Genomic DNA, 18,114 nt, shown 5'->3' on the forward strand with positions numbered 1-18,114 from the left:
CGCCCGCCGGCGGCTCCCGCGACCAGGTCGCGGACCCGCTCGACGGCGTCGGCCGGCATCCGGAAAAGCGCCTCGTCGGACAGCAGCACGGTCGTCGGCGCCGCGGCAGCGACCTCGCGGGCGAGCCGGCGACGCAGCCGGCGCCGGAAGGCCGGGGGCGGGGGATAGTCGCCCCGCAGGTAGTCGCGGTGCTTCGGGAGGTTCTCGTCCGACCGGGCCGCGAGGCCGAGCTCCACGTGCCGGACCCGGCCCGGGGAGCGCGGGTAGAGGACGCCGTGATCGGCGAGCACCTGGCGGCTCCGGCGCAGGGCCTGCTGGACCGTGGTGGTGCCGGTCTTGTCGCTCCCGATGTGGAGCACGACGTCGACAGGCGCGACGGTCTCGCGCCGGACGGCCGACACAGCGGGACTCATGAGGGAGACTTTGCCAGCCGTCACCTATTCTGGTGCCACCGCCCGGACCGTCGCTCCACGTGGTGAGCAACCGCGGGGAGGGCGGGACTTTGTCCAACCATCACGGGGCCACGTCCCGGGGAGGCTTTCGCCGAAATGCTGCCGCACTCCGTCCTGTCCGCTGTCCGGGTTCGCACCCGCTCGACGGCTCGCCGTGCCGTGGTCGCGGGGTCGCTGCTGGCGTGCGTCGCCACCCTCGGCTCGGTCGCCGCGCCGTCGGGGGCGGAGGACTCCGAGGAGCGCTCCGCCCGGGCCACCTCGCCGCTGTTCGGCTTCACGGTCCAGGTCGGTCCGGAGGAGCGGGTCTTCGGGCCCAGCGGCCTGACGGACTTCCCGTACTTCTCCGAGCGCACCGCTGGCGGCAAGCTGATCGGCTTCATCAGCAACAACGACTCCTACCGGGTCAGCACCAAGAACAACAAGACGATCCGGGACCCCAAGGTCATCATCAAGCGCGGCAAGCCGGGGCAGTTCGACAAGTGCGGCGCCTGGCTGGCCGGCTCGGTCTACAAGAAGCCCGGGACCAGCAAGTGGTACGCGCTCTACCACGCCGAGGGCGCCGGCAAGGGCGACAACAACCGCTGCATCTTCAACGACGACAGCGTCGTCGCCTCGGTCGGCCGCGCGGTGTCCCACGACGCCGGCAAGACCTGGCAGAAGACCGGTCAGGTGCTCACCCAGGACAAGCGCTTCAACGGGCCGAAGTCCGAGGACGCGACGATGGGCCGGCTCGTCCAGTACGGCGACTTCCTCTACTTCTTCTACGCCGCCAGCACCGGCAACCACGGCGACGAGCTGATCCGTCGCCTCCACGTGGCGCGGTCGCCCGTCGCCGACCTGGGTGCCAAGGGCACCTGGCGCAAGTGGCACTGCTACAAGCCGTCCCTCGTCGAGCCGCGCCGCTGTGACTTCGGCGGCTCGGGCAACGCGGGCCTCGGTGGCGAGTCGACCCCGCTCGAGCTCATCGACCCGATGGCGCGGGTGATCATCCCCAACACCTTCCTGAAGCACAACGTGGCGCTCTACGCCTCCGGCACGCGAGGCTTCCGGCTGTGGGTCTCCAACGGCCCCGAGACCGAGGTTCCCCTGGACCCTGCGGACCCGAGCAGTGACGAGCGTGCCTGGGCAGGCTCGGTCGAGATCTATCCGCCGGTCTCCACCCAGCACGACCCGCTGGTCGACACCTGGAACCGCACGCCCAAGGCGAAGCAGCTCTACGCCTACCCGTCGATCGTGTCCGTGACGGGCGACTCGAGCACCTCGGGCCAGGAGTTCTACCTCTACTACGTGAAGCTGTTCCCGGGCGGCGACTTCCCCGAGCGCTACCTGATGCGGCGCAAGGTGACGCTCAGCAACGACGTCTCGCGGCTCAACCGGGTCGCCCTGACGACGTACTACCGCAAGACCGACGGTCGTCGGCGTACGTCGACCGAGCGCCCGATCCAGAACTCCTTCAAGGCCAACGACCAGGAGGGCTACCTGCTGGCCAAGCCGGCCGCCGGCTACACCCAGGTGATCGAGTGCGCCAAGAAGGGCGACTTCATCCTCCGCAAGGACAAGTGCCTGACCGGTGAGAAGGCCTACCGGCGGATCGGCTGGATCAGCGACAGCGTCGGGATCGAGACGCCCACCGCTATCTACCGCTGCTTCAACCGACGCAAGAAGAACCACTTCGCGTCGACCGACAGCACCTGCCTCGGCTACAAGAAGGAAGCCCTGCTGGGCTATGGCCTGGAGTCCCTCTGAGGGCTTGAGGGCCGTCGCGGAGCCGATCGGACGCAGGGCTGGATCGACAACTTCCGGACCCTTGCGCCAATCCGGTCCAGACCGCCCACGGACTACGTAGACTGAGGACCAGTCGCCGGGAGGGTGGCTGTGCCGAAGTCTGGGAGGCCTTCGTCCGATGCTGCGTCCACTGCTGCGCGCTGCCTTGCTGCGCGCCCGTCTCACGAGCCGCCGGGGGATCGCCCTGGGTGCTCTGCTGGCGTGTGTCGCCACCACTGGTTCCGTCGTCGGCGCCGGTCCGTCGGGGGCCGAGCGCCCGGTGGCCCGGGCTGCCGGGGCCGATCCGCTGACGGGCTTCACCGTCCAGGTCGGTCCGGAGGAGCGCGTCTACGGCCCGACCGGCCTGACTGACTTCCCCTACTTCTCCGAGCGTGACTCGACCGGCACGCTCCTCGGCTTCATCAGCAACAACGACTCCTACCGGGTGTCGACGACCGACAACAAGTCGATCAAGGACCCGAGGATGATCCTCGAGCGCGGCCAGGCGCGGACCTTCGACAAGTGCGGAGCCTGGCTGATCGGTTCGGTCTACAAGCAGACCGCGAACACCTGGGTCGCGCTCTACCACGCCGAGGGTGCGGGTGCGGGGGACGACGACCGTTGCGTCTTCTCCGACGACTCGGTGGTGGCCTCGGTGGGTCGAGCGGTCTCCACCGACGCCGGGCGGACCTGGCGCAAGACAGGTCAGGTCCTCACGCAGGACGACCGGATGAACGGGCCCAAGACCGAGGACGCCACCATGGGGCGGCTGATCCGCTACGGCGACTACCTGTACTTCTACTACGCGGCCAGCAACTACGGCAGCGTCGATACTTCGCGGAGCCTCCACGTCGCTCGCTCGTCGGTCAGCGACGCCGGTGCACGGGGCACGTGGAAGAAGTGGCACTGCTACAAGCCCTCCGCGCTGGCCGCCAAGCGGTGTGACTTCGGCGGGACGGGCAACGAGGGGCTCGGCGGCGAGTCCAGCCCGCTCAAGACGATCGACCCGATGGCGCGGGTCATCGTCCCCAACACCTTCCTGCACCGCAACGTCGCGCTCTATGCCTCGGGATCGCGCGGCTTCCGGCTCTGGATCTCCAACACCGCTGCCGGCGTCGCACCGATCGACCCCGCCAACCCGGCGTCGGAAGGCGCGTGGGCCGGCTCGGTCCAGATCTATCCGGCGGTGTCGACCCAGCACGACCCGCTGGTCGACACGTGGAACCGCACACCCAAGGCGAAGCAGCTCTACGCGTACCCGTCGATCGTCGCGACCAACGGCGACTCGAACACCTCCGGGCAGACGTTCTACATCTACTACGTGAAGCTCTTCCCGGGCGGCGACTTCCCCGAGCGCTACCTGATGCGCCGGCTGGTGACCCTGGTCCCGGCCTCGGTGAGCATGAATCGGGTCGCCCTGACGACGTACGTGCGCAAGTCCGACGGGCGTCGTCGTACGTCGACCGAGAGGCCGATCCAGAAGTCGTTCAAGGCCAAGTCGAGCAACGTCTACGTGCTCAGCAAGCACCGCAACGGCTGGGTCGACCTCTTCGAGTGCGTCAAGAAGGGTGACTACCGGCTGCGGGCGAAGGCCTGCGCGACGGGGGAGCGGGCCTACCGTCGGGTCGGCTACGTCCGGCCCACGGCCGGAGACTCGGCGTCGATCCCGATCTACCGTTGCTTCAACAAGCGCAAGGGCAACCACTTCGCCTCGACGAGCCGTCGCTGCGAGGGCGCCAAGCGCGAGGCGAAGCTCGGCTACGGCCTGCCGTCGGTCTAGTACCCGAAGATCCGGAAGTCCTCGGCGTAGATCGCCCGGACCCGCTCCTCGAGGTCGGGGCGATCCGCCAGGATGCCGGCGCTCGGCTTCTTGGCCACGTTGCGGACCTCCACGGGGACGGGCGGGAGCCCGGCCTCCTTGCGGATGATCTCGAGGTCGGTGTCGAAGGTCTCGATGCGGCCGATGTGGTCGTAGGTGATGAGGGACGTCATCACGTTGACGTGCTGGGGACGCCAGTGCGGGTCCATCTCGCCGATCGGGTCCTGGGCCTCGATGCCGGCCACGAAGTCGTCGATGCTGACCGCGCGCTCGGGGTCGGGCTCCTGGCCGAGCGCGGTCTGGATCTGGGTGCGCCACCGCTTCGAGGTGACGAGCTTGTCCTGGTAGGCCGACTGGAAGCGGCGCAGCGGGTCGCGGACGAACGTGAAGCTGTAGCCCTCGCCGGACAGCATCCGGGCGATCTTCCTCCGTCCGACGTCCGACACCTGCGGCAGCCGGTTGTCGGTGTGGACGTTGCCGGGGCTGAAGTCGTGGTCCTGGGTGTGGAGGCGGTCGAGCCACAGGAGCACCGTCGAGCAGGCCGCCTTCGGGTTCTTCACGTAGACGATCCCGTGTTCGGGAAGAGCGTGCACGTGGTTGGCAAGGACGCGATGGGGGAAGAACGCGCGCATCTCCCGCCAGGTGACGGGATTCTTGTCCACGGCGGGCTCCACGGTCGGCTCCTTGCTCCACAGGCGGTCAGGCGTCGGCAGAATAGCCGCAAGCGGCACCGATCATCCGATCGGAGGAACCTGTTTGAAGTTTCCGGATTCGGTCACTCCACAGAAGGGCGGTCGTTAGCGTGGGCGACGGCGCCGATTGTTAAGGTGTCCCGCTGCCGCACGACAGAAGGGATCGCATATGAAGCGCGTGCTCATCACGGGGGGCGCAGGCTTCATCGGCGTGCATCTGGCCGATCACCTCACCGCCCACGGTGACTACGAGGTCAGCGTCCTCGACAACGAGGCGCTCGGCGACCGCGCCAACCTCGACCTCGAACAGGTGCGCTTCGTCCACGGCGACCTGCGCAGCCGGGAGGACCTGCGCGGTGCGCTCGAGGGCCAGGACGCGGTGGTCCACCTCGCCGCCGACACCCGGGTCATCCCGTCCATCGAGGACCCGGCCTTCAACTTCGAGAACAACGTCATCGGCACGTTCAACCTCCTCGAGGAGTGCCGGGCGCTCGGCATCGGCCGGATCGTCGCGGCCTCGACGGGCGGCGCGATCGTCGGCGACGTCCCGCCGCCGGTCCACGAGCGGATGGCGGCCCAGCCGACCTCGCCGTACGGCGCCAGCAAGCTGATGCTCGAGGGCTACCTCAGTGCCTACTCCGCGTCGTACGGGATGAAGGGCTGCGCGCTGCGGTTCTCCAACATCTACGGGCCGCGCTCGTTCCACAAGGGCTCGGTCGTCGCCCATTTCTTCAAGCAGGTCCTCGCCGGTGAGGAGCTCGTCGTCTACGGCGACGGCAGCCAGGCGCGCGACTTCCTCTACGTCGGCGACCTCGTCGAGGGCATCCGGGTCGCGATCGACAGCGACGCGACCGGTGCCTACCAGCTCGGCAGCGGCAAGCCCACCACCGTCAACGAGCTGCTGGAGCTGATGCGCGCGGCCACCGGCCGTGAGCTCGACGTCCGCTACGAGGCCTTCCGTGCCGGCGAGGTCGTCCAGACCTGGTGCGAGGTCGACAAGGCCCGCGAGGGCTTCGGGTTCGACCCCGTCACCTCTCTCGACCAGGGCATCCGCCGTACCTGGGAATGGTTCCTGGCCCGTAGCGAGGGCCGCCTGTGAGCGAAGCCGCGCCCGGTCGACTCCGACTCCGCCGCCGGCGTCGGGGGGAGCAGAACGGCCATCCCGCGGACACGTCCACCTCCCGCTGGCCCGACGGCGAGCCCGTCGTCCCGCCCAGCAACCTCGGTCCCGAGTTCGACCTGCGCGTCGGCGAGGCGTTGAGCCGTCAGCAGCCGCCCGGCGAGGACCGCGAGTACGACCTGGTGCGCGACCACTTCGACGTCGCCCACTACCTGCTCCAGGCACCCGCGGTCATGGCCGACCCCGAGGTCGACCCGGTGCGGCACTTCCTCAGCCAGGGGCCGCAGGCGAAGTTCACGCCCGAGGCCAACTTCTCGACCGACTCCTACCTCAAGCGTCAGCCCGAGCGGCGCCAGAGCAGCATCCACCCCTACGCGGCGTGGCTGCGGGACGGCCGGGCCGCGGGCGAGATCGGCGAGCCGGTCATGGGCACCGACAAGCTCGCGCGGGTGCTGGGGATCTCCGAGGAGGAGGTCGTCCGGCTCCTCGCCGAGCGGCGCTCGGACGTCCACAAGCGCCTCCACCACGGCAAGCTCGGCGAGATGTTCGCCAAGGCGGTCGAGGTCGAGCCGCTCATCGGCGACCTGTGGCCCGAGATCGCGCGTCCGCGGATGATGCCGATCCCCTGGCTGGTCGTGGCCGACCAGCTCAGCGCGCTGCACGCGAGCCAGAAGGCCCTGGGCTTCGCCCGCGGCCGTGTCGTGGTCGTCGTGGAGGACCCGGCCGACCCGCTCGCCGCACGCCTGGTCGCCGCGCTCCAGGTCGAGGTCGAGGCGCACGAGATCGTCGTCGTCACGACCTCCACGACCGTCCCGACCGCAGCGACGCCGCCCGGGGTCCGCCGGGTCGACTTCGCCCGCACTGCCGCCAGCCTCGGGCCACTGATGGCCCAGCAGGTGCTGGTGGAGCTGCTGCGGTCGCTGTGCGTCGACGCGATCGTCGGCGTCGGGTCCCGGCTGCTCCTCGAGGCGCTGACGCCGTACGGACGGGCGCTGCGGGCCTCCGAACGGCTCTACCTGGGCTTCACCGCCCTCGAGCGCGGCCCGCTCGGCCCGGAGACGGGTACCTCCGCGCGCTACTTCTACCGGCACGTCGAGCTCGTCGACGGGGTGCTCACCGACACCGCAGCGACCGCGGTCCGGCTCGTCGAGGACCACCAGCTGCCTGACCACGTGGCCGCGAAGGTGCGATCCGTGGCCGAGGACGCGACGCTCGCCGAGATCGTCGGACGGCTGCTCGCGCCGCACGAGGAGCCGGCGGATGACTGACCTCTCCGTGGTGGTGACCGCCCACAGCGAGACCGTCGTCTGCGGACCCACCATGCGCTCGGCCGACCTCGCGGTCGCCGCGGCTCGCGACCGTGGTTACTCGGTCGAGACGATCATCGCCCTCGACGGCGCGACCGAGGAGACCAAGGCCTACTTCGCCCAGTCGCGCTTCGACCACTGGCAGCGCTGGGAGTTCGCCGAGGGCGACCTGGGGCGCGTGCGCAACGCGGCCGTGGGTCGGTCCGAGGGGCGCTACCTGGCGTTCCTCGACGCCGACGACCTCTTCAGCGAGAACTGGCTCGCCGAGGGCGTCGGGGCGCTTCAGTCGGCCGAGCAGGAGGGGCGACGGGTCATCGCGCACCCCGAGCTCAACGTGATGTTCGACGGGGGCAACTCGGTGCTGGTCCACATCGACCAGTCCTCGCCGCTCTTCACACCCCACTTCGCCTACCTGCGCAACTACCACGACTCGTTGTGCCTCACCCCGCGCGAGGCGCACGTCGCGATCCCCTACACCTCGCGCGACATCCCGAACGGCCTGTCGTTCCAGGACTGGCAGTTCTCCATCGAGACGATGGCGGCCGGCTGGGAGCACGTGCTGGTACGCGACACGATCATCTTCAAGCGCCGCCGCGACACCTCGTTGGGCCAGGAGAGCAGCAACCGCCGCTCGATCGTCCGCAAGCTGCCGGCGATGGCGATCGACCAGGTGGAGCACCTCGCACGGATCGGCCGCGAGCGCCACTAGGGTTGCCGGGGTGAGGCGACTGAGGCAGCGGGGCGAGCAGGAGCGCCTGCAAGTCGCCCCGTCCGCCCCGTCCGACCTGGGGCCGGTGGTCCGGGAGCGGCTCGGCTGGTGCGCCCACCCGCGCCTCTACCTGGCCCAGCTCACGCCGGACGAGCGGGCGGTCCTCGGCGAGGAGCCGGGCGTGGACGCGGTGGTCGGGCACTTCCTCGCGACGGGTGCCGCGGCAGGCCTGCGGGTCTCCGCGTTCTTCAACCCCGAGTGGTACGACGAGCGCCTCGCCGAACGGGACCTCGCGGTGCCCGACGGGGAGGTGCCGTTCCTGCACTGGCTCACCGTCGGCTGGGACCACAGGATCGTGCCGACACCACTCTTCGACGAGGCGTGGTACCTCGAGCACCACCCGGCCCTGCGCTCCCACCCGCGCTGGGTCCTCCACCACTACCTGACCCGCGGCTGCTACCAGCCGTCGTCGCAGCCGAGCCCGGCCGGGCGCCACCACGACGGACTGGCCGACGAGGACGCGGCCAAGCGCCAGGACCCGCTGCTGCTGCCCTCGCTCCTCCACCGGGCCGACGAGCACGACCTGCGCCGTACCAGCTGGTTGGAGGAGGGCGTGCGGGCCGTCCTCGACCGGCGCCGACGGCTCGAGGACCCCGTGCTCGTCGAGATGGTGGCCCGGGCCGCCGCGCTGGAGCCGGGCATCCACGGCCCGCTGCGCGCCGAGCAGCCCACCCAGGTCGTCCCGCACGCCCACCCAGCGGTCCGCCGGGCCGACGAGGTGGCGGCGGCCCGCCACGCGCTCGGTCTGGGGCCGGGGGACAGCATCGACACGGTCGTCCTGGTGCCGCACTGCCGGATGAGCGGCGCGGCACGGATCTCCGCGGTCGTCACCCAGGCGGTCCGGGCGACCGCGGGGCCGGGGAGCGTCGCCGTCGTCGCGACCGACCTGCCCGTCTTCGAGCGGCCGCACCTGTTCCCCGAGGACGTGCCCGTCCTCGACCTCACCCGGCACCTCACCGGCCTGCCGCAGCCGGCCCGGCGTGACGTGCTGCTCTCCCTGCTCCGCTCGGTCGGCGCCCGCCGCGTCGTCATCGTCAACAGCCTGCTGGGGTGGCAGCTCGCGGCCGAGGCCGGGGCGGAGGTCGCCGCAGAGCTCGACCTCGGCGCCTACCTCTTCACCTGGGAGGTCGACGAGCACGGCCACCGCTACGGCTATCCCGTCGGGCCGCTCCAGCAGAGCCTGGCGCACTTCGCGTGGGTCCTGTTCGACAGCGAGACCCTGCGCACCGAGCTGGTCGAGCGCTACCTGATGCCGGCCGTGACCCGTGAGCGGCTCCATTTCCTGCCGACCCCCCTCGCGGACGCGAGCGTCGACGTCACCGGGGTGTTCGAGCGTCGGCGCGCGAGCGGTCTGCCGCTGACCGCGCTGTGGGCCGGTCGGTTCGACCGGCAGAAGCGCTTCGACCTCGTGGTCGAGGTGGCCCGGCGGATGCCCGACCTGCGGATCGAGGCGTGGGGCAAGCCGGTCCTCCAGGACATCGACCTCGACCCGGCGCACCTGCCCCCCAACATCACCCTCCGCGGCGTCTACGACGGGTTCCACACGCTGCCGCTCGACGAGGTCGACCTGCTGCTCTACACCTCCGGCTGGGACGGCATCCCCAACGTCGTCCTCGAGGGCGCCCAGAGCGGGCTGCCGATCGTCGCGAGCGCGGTCGGGGGCGTCCCCGAGGTGATCACGCCCACGACCGGGCACCCCGTGGAGGCCGTCGACGACCCGGACGCCTACGTCGCCGCCATCCAGGACCTGCTCGCCGACCCCGCCGCCGCGACCGAGCGGACCCGCCGGCTGCGCGCCGAGGTCCACGAGCGGTTCGACGCCGAGGCCTACCGGGTGGCGCTCACCCGGGTCCTCGGCATCCAGGAGGCCCGGTGAGTCCCCTGGCGACCCCGCCCGACATCACGGCCGTCCTCCTCGCCCACGACGAGGGCCCGCAGGCCGGCATCGCGCTGCACAGCCTCCTCGAGGCCACCGCGGCGGCGCGCGAGGCAGGGCTCACCGTCGAGAGCCTCGTCGTGCTCGGCGACGCCTCGCCCGCGACGCGCGAGGCGCTGAGCGAGGTCGCGACCCACGGCGTACGACGCGAGGTCCTCGCCGGCGACGCGGGCACGGTCCGCAACCGGGCGGTCGCGCTGGCCGGCGGGCAGCACGTGGCGTTCCTCGACGCTTCCGCGCTGTGGTCGGCCAACTGGTTGGTCGAGGCGCACCGGGTCTGCGCGGCGCACCCCGGCGCGGTCGTGCACCCCGAGATCCACTGGTTCTACGAGCACGGACGCGAGCTGTACTTCCCGCCCGACCAGGCGGACCCGGCGCTCGCACCGGGCGTCGCCGCGCTCGGCGGCTGGTGGGAGGCGCAGGCGTTCGCGGCCGCGGACACCTTCGCGGCCGTGCCGTTCCCCGAGGGGGGCGACGCCCGGCAGGACCTCGCGGGCGCATGGAGCAGGGCGCTGCTCGCGGCCGGTCACGTCCACAAGGTCGCGCCAGCGACGATCAGCTTCCGCAAGCACCGCCCGGCCGCGCTGCGCTGAGAACGGCGACGGCCGGCACCCGCTCACGCGGGCACCGGCCGTCGATGTCGTCCGGTTGCCGGTGTCAGCCGACGGGGACGCCCGCCTTGGCGGCGGCCGCCTCCGCGCTCCACACGGAGACGCACGGGATCTTCTTCCGGTCGCACCGGTCGGCGTACTTCTTGGTGATCTCGGTGACCTCCTCCATCAGGCCCTCGCTGAGGGTGATGGGGGTGAGACCGAGGTGCAGGAAGCGCTCGTTGGCGACGTGGAGCTCGTTCTCGTCGGCCTCGTTGCGCGGGTTGGGCATCAACGCGATCTCGACGCCGGTGCGGTCGGAGATCATCTTCGCCAGGTCGCGGACCCGGTGGGTCTCGGTCATCTGGTTGAAGACCGACACCCGGTCACCGCGGGCCGGCGGGTTCTCGATCGCCAGCTGGATGCACTTCACGGTGTCCTGGATGTGGATGAACGCGCGGGTCTGGCCGCCCGTCCCGTGCACCGTCAGCGGGTAGCCGATGGCTGCCTGCATGAGGAACCGGTTGAGGACCGTGCCGTAGTCGCCGTCGTAGTCGAAGCGGTTGATGAGCCGCTCGTCGAGACGGGTCTCCTTGGTCTGGGTGCCCCACACGATGCCCTGGTGGAGGTCGGTCGCCCGGACCTTGTCGTTCTTGGCGTAGTAGGCGAAGAGGAGCTGGTCCTGGGTCTTCGTCATGTGATAGATCGAGCCCGGGTTGGCGGGGTAGAGGATCTCCTGCTCCACCAGGCCGTTCTCGCCGGCGTCGACCTGCACGGTCAGGTAGCCCTCGGGGATCTGCATGCCCGCGGTGCCGTAGCCGTAGACGCCCATCGTGCCGAGGTGGACGACGTGGATGTCGAGACCCGACTCCACGACGGCCGCCAGCAGGTTGTTGGTCGCGTTGAGGTTGTTGCTGACCGTGTAGCGCTTGTGGCGGCTCGACTTCATCGAGTACGGCGCCGCCCGCTGCTCGGCGAAGTGCACGACGGCTTCGGGCTGCCAGTCCTCGAGCAGGTCGAGGAGGCGCTGGTAGTTGACCGCGACGTCGATGTCGTGGAAGGCGATGTCCTTGCCGGACACCTCCTTCCAGGCCCGGAGACGCTCACCCATGGGGCGGATCGGCGTGAGCGAGGAGACCTCGAGCTCGATGTCGATCTTGCGACGGGACAGGTTGTCGACGATCGCCACCTCGTGGCCCAGCGCCGACAGGTGCAACGCCGTCGGCCAGCCGCAGAACCCGTCCCCTCCAAGGATCAGTACCCGCATTGCGTCTCCTCCGTCGTTCATCACTGATGGTGTGGTCGGTGCAGCGTCCCGCTGCCCCGAGGCGCGACCATTCTGCGCCACGGGTAGCTCGTTGTCTGTCAATGGGGTCGAAGCAGCTCTCTCGAACCTGCCTGTCACCGGGTTCAGGTGGATCCCGCACTCCTTGATGGAGTCGACCTCCCACCACCAGCGACCGGCGCGCTGGTCCTCGCCGGGACTGATCGCTCGCGTGCACGGAGCGCAACCGATGCTGGTGTAGCCCTTGTCGTAGAGCTCGTTGAACGGCACGGAGTGGTCGTGGATGTAGGCCCACACCTGATCGGTCGTCCAGTCGAGCATCGGGTTGAACTTCTGGAGGCCGTTGGTCTCGTCCCACGCCATCACGTCGAGGTCGCGGCGGGTCTCGCCGTGCTCGCGGCGCAGGCCCGCCATCCAGGCACGCTTGCCCTCGAGCATCCGGCGCAGCGGGGCGACCTTGCGGACCGCGCAGCAGCCCTCGCGCAGCACGACGCTCTCGTAGAAGCCGTTCTGGCCGTTCTCCTTCGTCCACGCGAGCACGTCGTCGGGGTCGGGGGAGACCATGTTGATGATCCCGCCGTAGCGCCGGTGCACGCTGTGAGCCAGCGCGTGGGTCTCCTCGGGCAGTCGGCCGGTGTCGATGCTGAAGATCTCGATGTCGAGGCCGTGGCGCGCGATCAGGTCGGTCATCACCATCGCCTCGGGGCCGAAGGCGTTGGCCAGGACCGCCGGTGACCAGTCGCGCTCGATCGTCCTCAGGAGCGCGAGCGTCTCGTCGAGCGCGTCGCTGTAGTCCAAGGTCGAGAACTCCCGAGGTCGAGGGGCCGGGTGGAGCCAGCGGTCAGGTTGCCGGGCTGTCTGCGGTGGGCCGCTCTTCTCTGAGCGGGACAGGTTGGCGATGCTAGCATCGCCGCGCCGTCGACCACCGCAGAGGAGCAAAGCCGATGAGGTCGATCCGGCTCCGCCGCCGCCCCGACGAGGCGCCGCCCGCCATCGAGTCCGAGGACACGGGCGCCGCTGCGGGTCGTGAGCGCCCAGCGCTCGCCCGGCGGATGCGGGCGGCCGCCCACCCACGGTTCTACGCCGCGCAGGTCGGGGACCCGTCGCTGGCCGACGACGTCGACGCCGCCGTCCGCCACTACCTGGAGCACGGGCAGCAGGCGGGCGCGCGGCTGTCCGGCCTGTTCAACGAAGGGGTCTACCTCGAACGGCTCGCGGAGCGCGGCCTGGGCGTGGCCGCCGGCGAGACGCCGTTCGTCCACTGGCTCACCGTCGGTTGGGACGAGCGGGTCGTGCCGACGGTGCTCTTCGACGAAGCGTTCTACGTCGCGCGCCACCCCGACCTCGCCCAGGGCCCCGAGTGGGGGTTCGCGCAGTACCTGCGGGCGGGCTGCTACGCCCCGGGGCGCTCGCCGACGCCGTTCGGCCCCAACTACGGGGGCGTCCCCGACAGGGACGCGCGGGAGCGCCAGGACCCGCCGCTGGTCGCGGGCCTCCTGCACCGGGCCGCGGAGTTCGACCTGTCCCGCACCAGCTGGCTCGAGGAGGGCGTCCAGCGCGGTGCCGCGAAGCTCGCCGGGCTCGACACCGAGCGGATGCGGACCCTCGTGGCCAAGGCGGCGGCCATCGAGCCGCTCGTGGCGCAGACGCCCAAGGAGCGCTGGGTCAGCTGGCCACCGCACACCCACCCGATGGTGAGGCCGACCGCCGCCGCCGAGCAGGTACGACGGAGCGTGGGGCTGGTGCGCGCCGACACGATGGTCGTCGTGCCCGGCGGCGCTGAGCCGGGGCCCGGCGTGCGTGCCGTCGTCGCCGCGTTGCGGACCCAGGAACCCGACGCCACCGTCCTCGTCGTGACGACGGACGCGCCCGCCCCCGCGCTCCTCGCCGGGGCGACCCGCACCGTCGACCTGAGCGGGCCGTTCGCGGGGATGACCGACGCGCGTCGGCTGCTCGGGCTGCTCGACCTGGTCCGCGGCCTTCGCCCGCGGCGGGTGGTCGTGGCCGACAGCGCCCTCGGGTGGCGGCTGCTGACGTCGTACGCCACGACGCTGCGGCACGAGACCTCTCTGGTGGCCGTGCTCCGCGAGGCGACCGAGGAGGACGGCGCGGCTTCGGTGGCCGGCGACTTCCAGGCGTGCTTCGACCGGCTCGACCGGGTCGTGACCGACACCGACGCGCAGCGCGACGACCTCGTCGCCCGCTACCTGCTGACGTCCGCGGCGAGGTGCCGCCTGGTCAGCGCCGCCGAGGTGGGCGCCCACGGTCTCGACGCGCTCGCCGGGGGAGGCGGGGCTCGTGCCTGAGCGGACCCCCGACGTCGCCGCGATCATCACCGCCCACGCCGAGGGCGTGATGGCGGGCCTGTCGTTCCGCAGCCTCCTCGACGCCGTGGGCGTCGCCCGCGCCGAGGGGATCGGCGTCGAGGTGCTCGTCGTCCTCGACAACCCGACCGCCGCCACGCGGGAGGTCTTCGCGGAGGCCGACGAGCACGGAGCGCGCGTCGCCGAGGTGTCGTACGCCGACCAGGGCAAGGTCCGCAACCACGCGGTCGGCCTCACGACCGCCGGCCACGTCGCGTTCCTGGACGGCGACGACCTCTGGAGCGAGAACTGGCTCGCCGACGCCCACCGGATGTGCGCCGGCGCCCCGCAGGTCATCGGCCACCCCGAGCTCAACTGGTTCTTCGAGAACCAGCAGAACCTCTACTTCCTCCCCGACCAGACCGACCCGGACTTCGACCCGGCACTGCTCCGGATCGCGAACCCGTGGGACGCGCTGTGCCTCGCGCCCCGGTCGGCGTACGTCGACCACCCGTTCTCGGCGCGCGCGGTCGCCGACGGCTACGCCTACGAGGACTGGCACTGGATGCTCGAGACCTACCGCGGCGGCTACGTCCACCGGGTCGTGCCGGAGACGATCCACTTCAAGCGTCGCCGGGAGGGCTCCCAGTACGTCCAGGCGCGGGCGCGGAAGGTGCTCACCCGGCCCAGCGAGCTCCTCGACTACGCGTGGTGGCAGGAGCGCGACCGGTCGGTGTGACCAACGCGATGCCCGCCGGCGGGCGCCGCGATGGGGGTCGACCGGGTCCTGGCGGGTACCGTCGCAGACGACCCCCCACGCCTGTCGGTCCCCTATCTCGGAGGAGTCGTACGCCGTGCTTCCCATCGTCCTCGCCATGATCGTCTGCCTGGTCGTCTCGGGTCTTGTGGTCGCCTACGTCGCCTATCCCCACCGCGGGGAGTCCATGCCCGCCGTGCCGTGGCTCGGCGACGCCATGGGCAAGGCCGTCGACGCCGCCCCGGTGCTCGGCGAGGACGAGGTCGACCTCCTGCGCATGCGCTGATCAGCGCCCTGCGAGGATGAGCGCCATGGAGTGGCTCTACCTCGTCATCGGGATCGCGGTCCTCGCGCTCGTCGTCGTCGTCGGCGGGCTCGGCCTCGTCAGGGGCCGCGCCAGGGCGACCGTCGAGGCCCCGCGGGTCGCCCCTGCCGATGTCCTGGCACCCCCGGAGACGGGGGTCGCCGAGCCTGGCGAGACCGTGCCCGGGGTCGAGGTGCCGCCGGCCACGGTCACCCCGACCCTCGACCGGCCCGAGCGCCCGGCCTCAAGGCTGGTCCGCCTCCGGCAGCGACTCGCGGGCTCCAACGCGCTCGGCCGCGGACTGCTCGGGCTGCTGAGCCGCGACCAGCTCGACGAGGACACCTGGGAGGCGATCGAGGACCTGCTCCTCGGCGCCGACATCGGCGTGCAGCCGACCCAGGAGCTCGTCGAGCGGCTGCGCACCCGGCTGCGGGTCGAGGGAGGCGCCAGCGGCGCCGACGCCCGCGCCGTGCTCCGCGAGGAGCTCATCAACCTCGTCGACCCGACGATGGACCGCGCCCTGCACGTGAGCGGCTCCGACGGTGACCCGGGCGTCGTGCTCGTGGTCGGCGTCAACGGCACCGGCAAGACCACCACGGTGGGCAAGCTGGCGCGGATCCTGGTCGCCGAGGAGCGCAGCGTGCTCCTCGCCGCCGCCGACACCTTCCGGGCCGCCGCGGCCGACCAGCTCGGCACCTGGGGCGAGCGGGTCGGCGTCGAGGTGATCCGTGGGCCCGAGGGCGGCGACCCGGCGAGCGTGGCGTTCGACGCCGTCAAGGAGGGCGTCGACCGCGGTGTCGACACGGTCGTCGTCGACACCGCCGGTCGCCTCCAGAACAAGCAGGGCCTCATGGACGAGCTCGGCAAGGTGAAGCGGGTCATCGAGAAACAGGCGCCGGTCACCGAGGTGCTGCTCGTCCTCGACGCCACGACGGGCCAGAACGGCCTCATCCAGGCCAAGGTCTTCTCCGAGGTCGTCGACGTCACCGGCATCGCGCTCACCAAGCTCGACGGGTCGGCCAAGGGCGGCATCGTGGTCGCCGTCCAGCGCCAGCTCGGCGTACCGGTCAAGCTGGTCGGCCTCGGCGAGGGCCCCGACGACCTGGCGCCGTTCGACGCGGCCGCCTTCGTCGACGCGCTGTTGGGCTGAGGGGCGCGACAGTTTCACCGTCCGAACGGTGAAACTGGTGCTGGGACGACGCAATTGCGTCGTCCCAGCACCAGTTTCCTCGTCCAGGTACGGCCGGAAACGCGGTCGTAACGCCCGGTCGGAACTCGTTTCCTGCCTGAAACAACCGGCGGACGGCGGCGAAACGTCGTCCGACCAAGGTGAGGGCCATGGACGGCTACTACACCTGGATGCTGGTCTCGGCATCGATGGTGCTGCTCATGACGGCACCCGGACTGGCGCTCTTCTACGGCGGCATGAGCAGGACCAAGTCGGTCCTCAACATGATGATGATGTCGTTCTCGGCGCTCGGCGTCGTCGGCATCGTCTACGCCCTCTGGGGCTGGTCGATGTCCTACAGCACCACCTTCGCCGACGTCGACGGTGAGACGGGCAAGGAGATCGCGAAGCTCTTCGCCAACCCGTTCCACCAGTTCGGGCTCGAGACGACCGATCCGGCGAACTACGTCTTCGTCGCCTTCCAGCTCACCTTCGCGGTCATCACCGCCGCGCTCATCAGCGGCGCGGTCGCCGACCGGCTGAAGTTCTCGGCCTGGCTGGTTTTCCTGCCGATCTGGGTGACGCTGTCCTACTTCCCGCTCGCGCACATGGTGTGGGGCGGGGGCTTCCTCAGCGGCGTCGAGGGCGGGCTCGCCGACCTGATCTTCTCCGGCGACGGAGCCGCCGAGGTCGCGCCGATCGACTACGCCGGTGGCACGGTCGTCCACATCAATGCCGGTGTCGCGGGCCTCGTCCTGGTGCTGCTCCTCGGCAAGCGCCTCGGCTTCGGCAAGGAGCCGATGAAGCCGCACAACCTGACGCTCACCATGATCGGCGCCGGCCTGCTGTGGTTCGGCTGGTTCGGCTTCAACGTCGGCTCGATCGTCAACCTCGACGCCTACGAGACCGAGACCGGCCTGGTCTGGCTCAACACGACGCTCGCGACCTGCGCAGCAATGATGAGCTGGCTGCTGGTCGAGCGGATCCGTGACGGCAAGGGCACCTCGCTCGGCGCCGCTTCCGGTGTGGTCGCCGGCCTGGTCGCGATCACCCCCGCCTGCGGCAACCTCGTGCCCTGGAGCGCGATCGTGCTCGGCCTCGTCGCCGGCGCCGTCTGCGCCCTCGCCGTGGGCCTCAAGTACCGCTTCGGCTACGACGACTCGCTCGACGTCGTCGGCGTCCACCTCGTCGGTGGTCTCGTCGGCACCGTCGGCGTCGGGTTCCTGGCGTCCAACGACCTCGGTCTGCTGACCGGCGGCGACGGCAAGCAGCTGCTCGTCCAGGTCGTCGTCGCCCTCTTCGCCATGGTCTGGTCGGCGGTCGCGACGCTCGTCGTCGGCCTCGCCATCAAGTACACGATCGGCCTCCGACTCGACCCCGAGGACGAGGTAGAGGGGATCGACTTCGTCGAGCACGGCGAGTCGGCCTACGATCTGGGCACGGGCGGCGGCGCCCGTCGCGCATCGCTCCTCACCTCCACCGCTCCGGAAGGACACAGCGCATGAAGCTCGTCACCGCGGTCATCAAGCCCCACAAGTGGGAGGACGTCCGGGAGGCCCTCGAGACGTTCGGTGTCACCGGCATGACGGTCAGCGAGGTCAGCGGCTACGGTCGGCAGAAGGGCCACACCGAGGTCTACCGCGGCGCGGAGTACGACATCGCCCTGGTCCCGAAGATCCGGATCGAGATCGTCGTCGACGACGACGACGCCGAGGACATCGTCGGCATCATCACCAAGACCGCGCAGACCGGTCGGATCGGTGACGGCAAGGTCTGGGTCAGCCCCATCGAGACCGTCATCCGCGTCCGCACCGGCGACAAGGACTCTGCAGCTCTGTGACGCTGGAG

Annotated in this window: 16 protein-coding genes; 13 read left to right on the forward strand and 3 right to left on the reverse strand. The window is 70.8% G+C overall.

Annotated features, from left to right (window positions below; translation table 11 throughout):
• A partial coding sequence (locus tag H0487_RS06585; RefSeq protein WP_220793149.1) for a hypothetical protein occupies positions 1-413 on the reverse strand: 413 nt, incomplete at its 3' end.
• A 135-nt stretch (positions 414-548) separates the two neighbouring features.
• Between H0487_RS06585 and H0487_RS06590 the strand changes: the two genes are divergently transcribed.
• Entirely contained in the window at positions 549-2,198 is a 1,650-nt protein-coding gene (locus H0487_RS06590) for a hypothetical protein (RefSeq protein ID WP_183093433.1), read from the forward strand.
• A 157-nt stretch (positions 2,199-2,355) separates the two neighbouring features.
• On the forward strand, positions 2,356-3,996 hold the full coding sequence (locus H0487_RS06595) for a hypothetical protein (protein ID WP_183093434.1): 1,641 nt from the start codon (positions 2,356-2,358) through the stop codon (positions 3,994-3,996).
• Here H0487_RS06595 and H0487_RS06600 read toward each other — a convergent pair.
• Positions 3,993-4,709 carry a sulfotransferase family protein gene (locus H0487_RS06600; protein WP_183093435.1) on the reverse strand — a complete coding sequence of 239 codons (717 nt, stop codon included), beginning with the start codon at positions 4,707-4,709 and terminating at the stop codon, positions 3,993-3,995. The genes H0487_RS06595 and H0487_RS06600 overlap by 4 nt on opposite strands.
• Positions 4,710-4,896: 187 nt before the next feature.
• Between H0487_RS06600 and H0487_RS06605 the strand changes: the two genes are divergently transcribed.
• Genes H0487_RS06605 through H0487_RS06625 form a run of 5 tightly spaced genes read left to right on the forward strand, consistent with a single transcriptional unit; the run spans position 4,897 to position 10,452 of the window.
• Complete coding sequence (locus H0487_RS06605; RefSeq protein WP_183093436.1) at positions 4,897-5,826, forward strand: NAD-dependent epimerase/dehydratase family protein; 930 nt, start codon at positions 4,897-4,899, stop codon at positions 5,824-5,826.
• Positions 5,823-7,115, forward strand: coding sequence for a hypothetical protein (locus tag H0487_RS06610; protein ID WP_183093437.1), 1,293 nt, complete (start codon positions 5,823-5,825; stop codon positions 7,113-7,115). Before H0487_RS06605 ends, H0487_RS06610 begins: the two co-directional genes overlap by 4 nt.
• Positions 7,108-7,863 carry a glycosyltransferase family 2 protein gene (locus H0487_RS06615; protein WP_183093438.1) on the forward strand — a complete coding sequence of 252 codons (756 nt, stop codon included), beginning with the start codon at positions 7,108-7,110 and terminating at the stop codon, positions 7,861-7,863. The genes H0487_RS06610 and H0487_RS06615 overlap by 8 nt, the downstream gene beginning before the upstream one ends.
• 10 nt (positions 7,864-7,873) lie before the next feature.
• Positions 7,874-9,799, forward strand: a complete 1,926-nt coding sequence (locus H0487_RS06620) for a glycosyltransferase family 4 protein (protein WP_183093439.1) — start codon at positions 7,874-7,876, stop codon at positions 9,797-9,799.
• Positions 9,796-10,452: a glycosyltransferase family A protein gene (locus H0487_RS06625; protein WP_183093440.1), complete on the forward strand. Its 657-nt coding sequence runs from the start codon at positions 9,796-9,798 to the stop codon at positions 10,450-10,452. Before H0487_RS06620 ends, H0487_RS06625 begins: the two co-directional genes overlap by 4 nt.
• Positions 10,453-10,516: 64 nt before the next feature.
• On the opposite strand, the gene H0487_RS06630 is transcribed toward H0487_RS06625, so the two are convergent.
• Positions 10,517-12,532 (reverse strand): phosphoadenylyl-sulfate reductase, encoded by a 2,016-nt coding sequence (locus H0487_RS06630; protein WP_183093441.1) that lies wholly within the window; start codon positions 12,530-12,532, stop codon positions 10,517-10,519.
• Positions 12,533-12,678: 146 nt separating this feature from the next.
• On the opposite strand from H0487_RS06630, the gene H0487_RS06635 reads away from it, so the two are divergent.
• From H0487_RS06635 to H0487_RS06660, 6 genes are all read left to right on the forward strand, one after another.
• The gene (locus H0487_RS06635; RefSeq protein ID WP_183093442.1) at positions 12,679-14,040 is read left to right on the forward strand and encodes a hypothetical protein; all 1,362 of its coding nucleotides are present in this window, start codon (positions 12,679-12,681) and stop codon (positions 14,038-14,040) included.
• Positions 14,033-14,776, forward strand: a complete 744-nt coding sequence (locus H0487_RS06640) for a glycosyltransferase family 2 protein (protein WP_183093443.1) — start codon at positions 14,033-14,035, stop codon at positions 14,774-14,776. Before H0487_RS06635 ends, H0487_RS06640 begins: the two co-directional genes overlap by 8 nt.
• Before the next feature lie 115 nt (positions 14,777-14,891).
• Positions 14,892-15,080, forward strand: coding sequence for a hypothetical protein (locus tag H0487_RS06645; RefSeq protein WP_183093444.1), 189 nt, complete (start codon positions 14,892-14,894; stop codon positions 15,078-15,080).
• Between the two features lie 16 nt (positions 15,081-15,096).
• Complete coding sequence (gene ftsY / locus H0487_RS06650; RefSeq protein ID WP_183093445.1) at positions 15,097-16,248, forward strand: signal recognition particle-docking protein FtsY; 1,152 nt, start codon at positions 15,097-15,099, stop codon at positions 16,246-16,248.
• A gap of 188 nt (positions 16,249-16,436) precedes the next feature.
• Positions 16,437-17,771 carry an ammonium transporter gene (locus tag H0487_RS06655; protein ID WP_220793150.1) on the forward strand — a complete coding sequence of 445 codons (1,335 nt, stop codon included), beginning with the start codon at positions 16,437-16,439 and terminating at the stop codon, positions 17,769-17,771.
• Positions 17,768-18,106 (forward strand): P-II family nitrogen regulator, encoded by a 339-nt coding sequence (locus tag H0487_RS06660; RefSeq protein ID WP_183093446.1) that lies wholly within the window; start codon positions 17,768-17,770, stop codon positions 18,104-18,106. Before H0487_RS06655 ends, H0487_RS06660 begins: the two co-directional genes overlap by 4 nt.
• The last annotated feature ends 8 nt before the right edge of the window (positions 18,107-18,114 follow it).

The organism is Nocardioides stalactiti (assembly GCF_014180715.1).
GTDB classification, from domain to species: domain Bacteria; phylum Actinomycetota; class Actinomycetes; order Propionibacteriales; family Nocardioidaceae; genus Nocardioides; species Nocardioides stalactiti.

Excerpts from the sequence above, each read along its gene's own strand:
- H0487_RS06590 (WP_183093433.1), top strand. The coding sequence starts at position 549 with ATGCTGCCGCACTCCGTCCTGTCCGCTGTCCGGGTTCGCACCCGCTCG.
- H0487_RS06655 (WP_220793150.1), top strand. The coding sequence starts at position 16,437 with ATGGACGGCTACTACACCTGGATGCTGGTCTCGGCATCGATGGTGCTG.
- H0487_RS06595 (WP_183093434.1), top strand. The coding sequence starts at position 2,356 with ATGCTGCGTCCACTGCTGCGCGCTGCCTTGCTGCGCGCCCGTCTCACG.
- H0487_RS06660 (WP_183093446.1), top strand. The coding sequence starts at position 17,768 with ATGAAGCTCGTCACCGCGGTCATCAAGCCCCACAAGTGGGAGGACGTC.
- H0487_RS06635 (WP_183093442.1), top strand. The coding sequence starts at position 12,679 with ATGAGGTCGATCCGGCTCCGCCGCCGCCCCGACGAGGCGCCGCCCGCC.
- ftsY (WP_183093445.1), top strand. The coding sequence starts at position 15,097 with ATGAGCGCCATGGAGTGGCTCTACCTCGTCATCGGGATCGCGGTCCTC.
- H0487_RS06615 (WP_183093438.1), top strand. The coding sequence starts at position 7,108 with ATGACTGACCTCTCCGTGGTGGTGACCGCCCACAGCGAGACCGTCGTC.
- H0487_RS06605 (WP_183093436.1), top strand. The coding sequence starts at position 4,897 with ATGAAGCGCGTGCTCATCACGGGGGGCGCAGGCTTCATCGGCGTGCAT.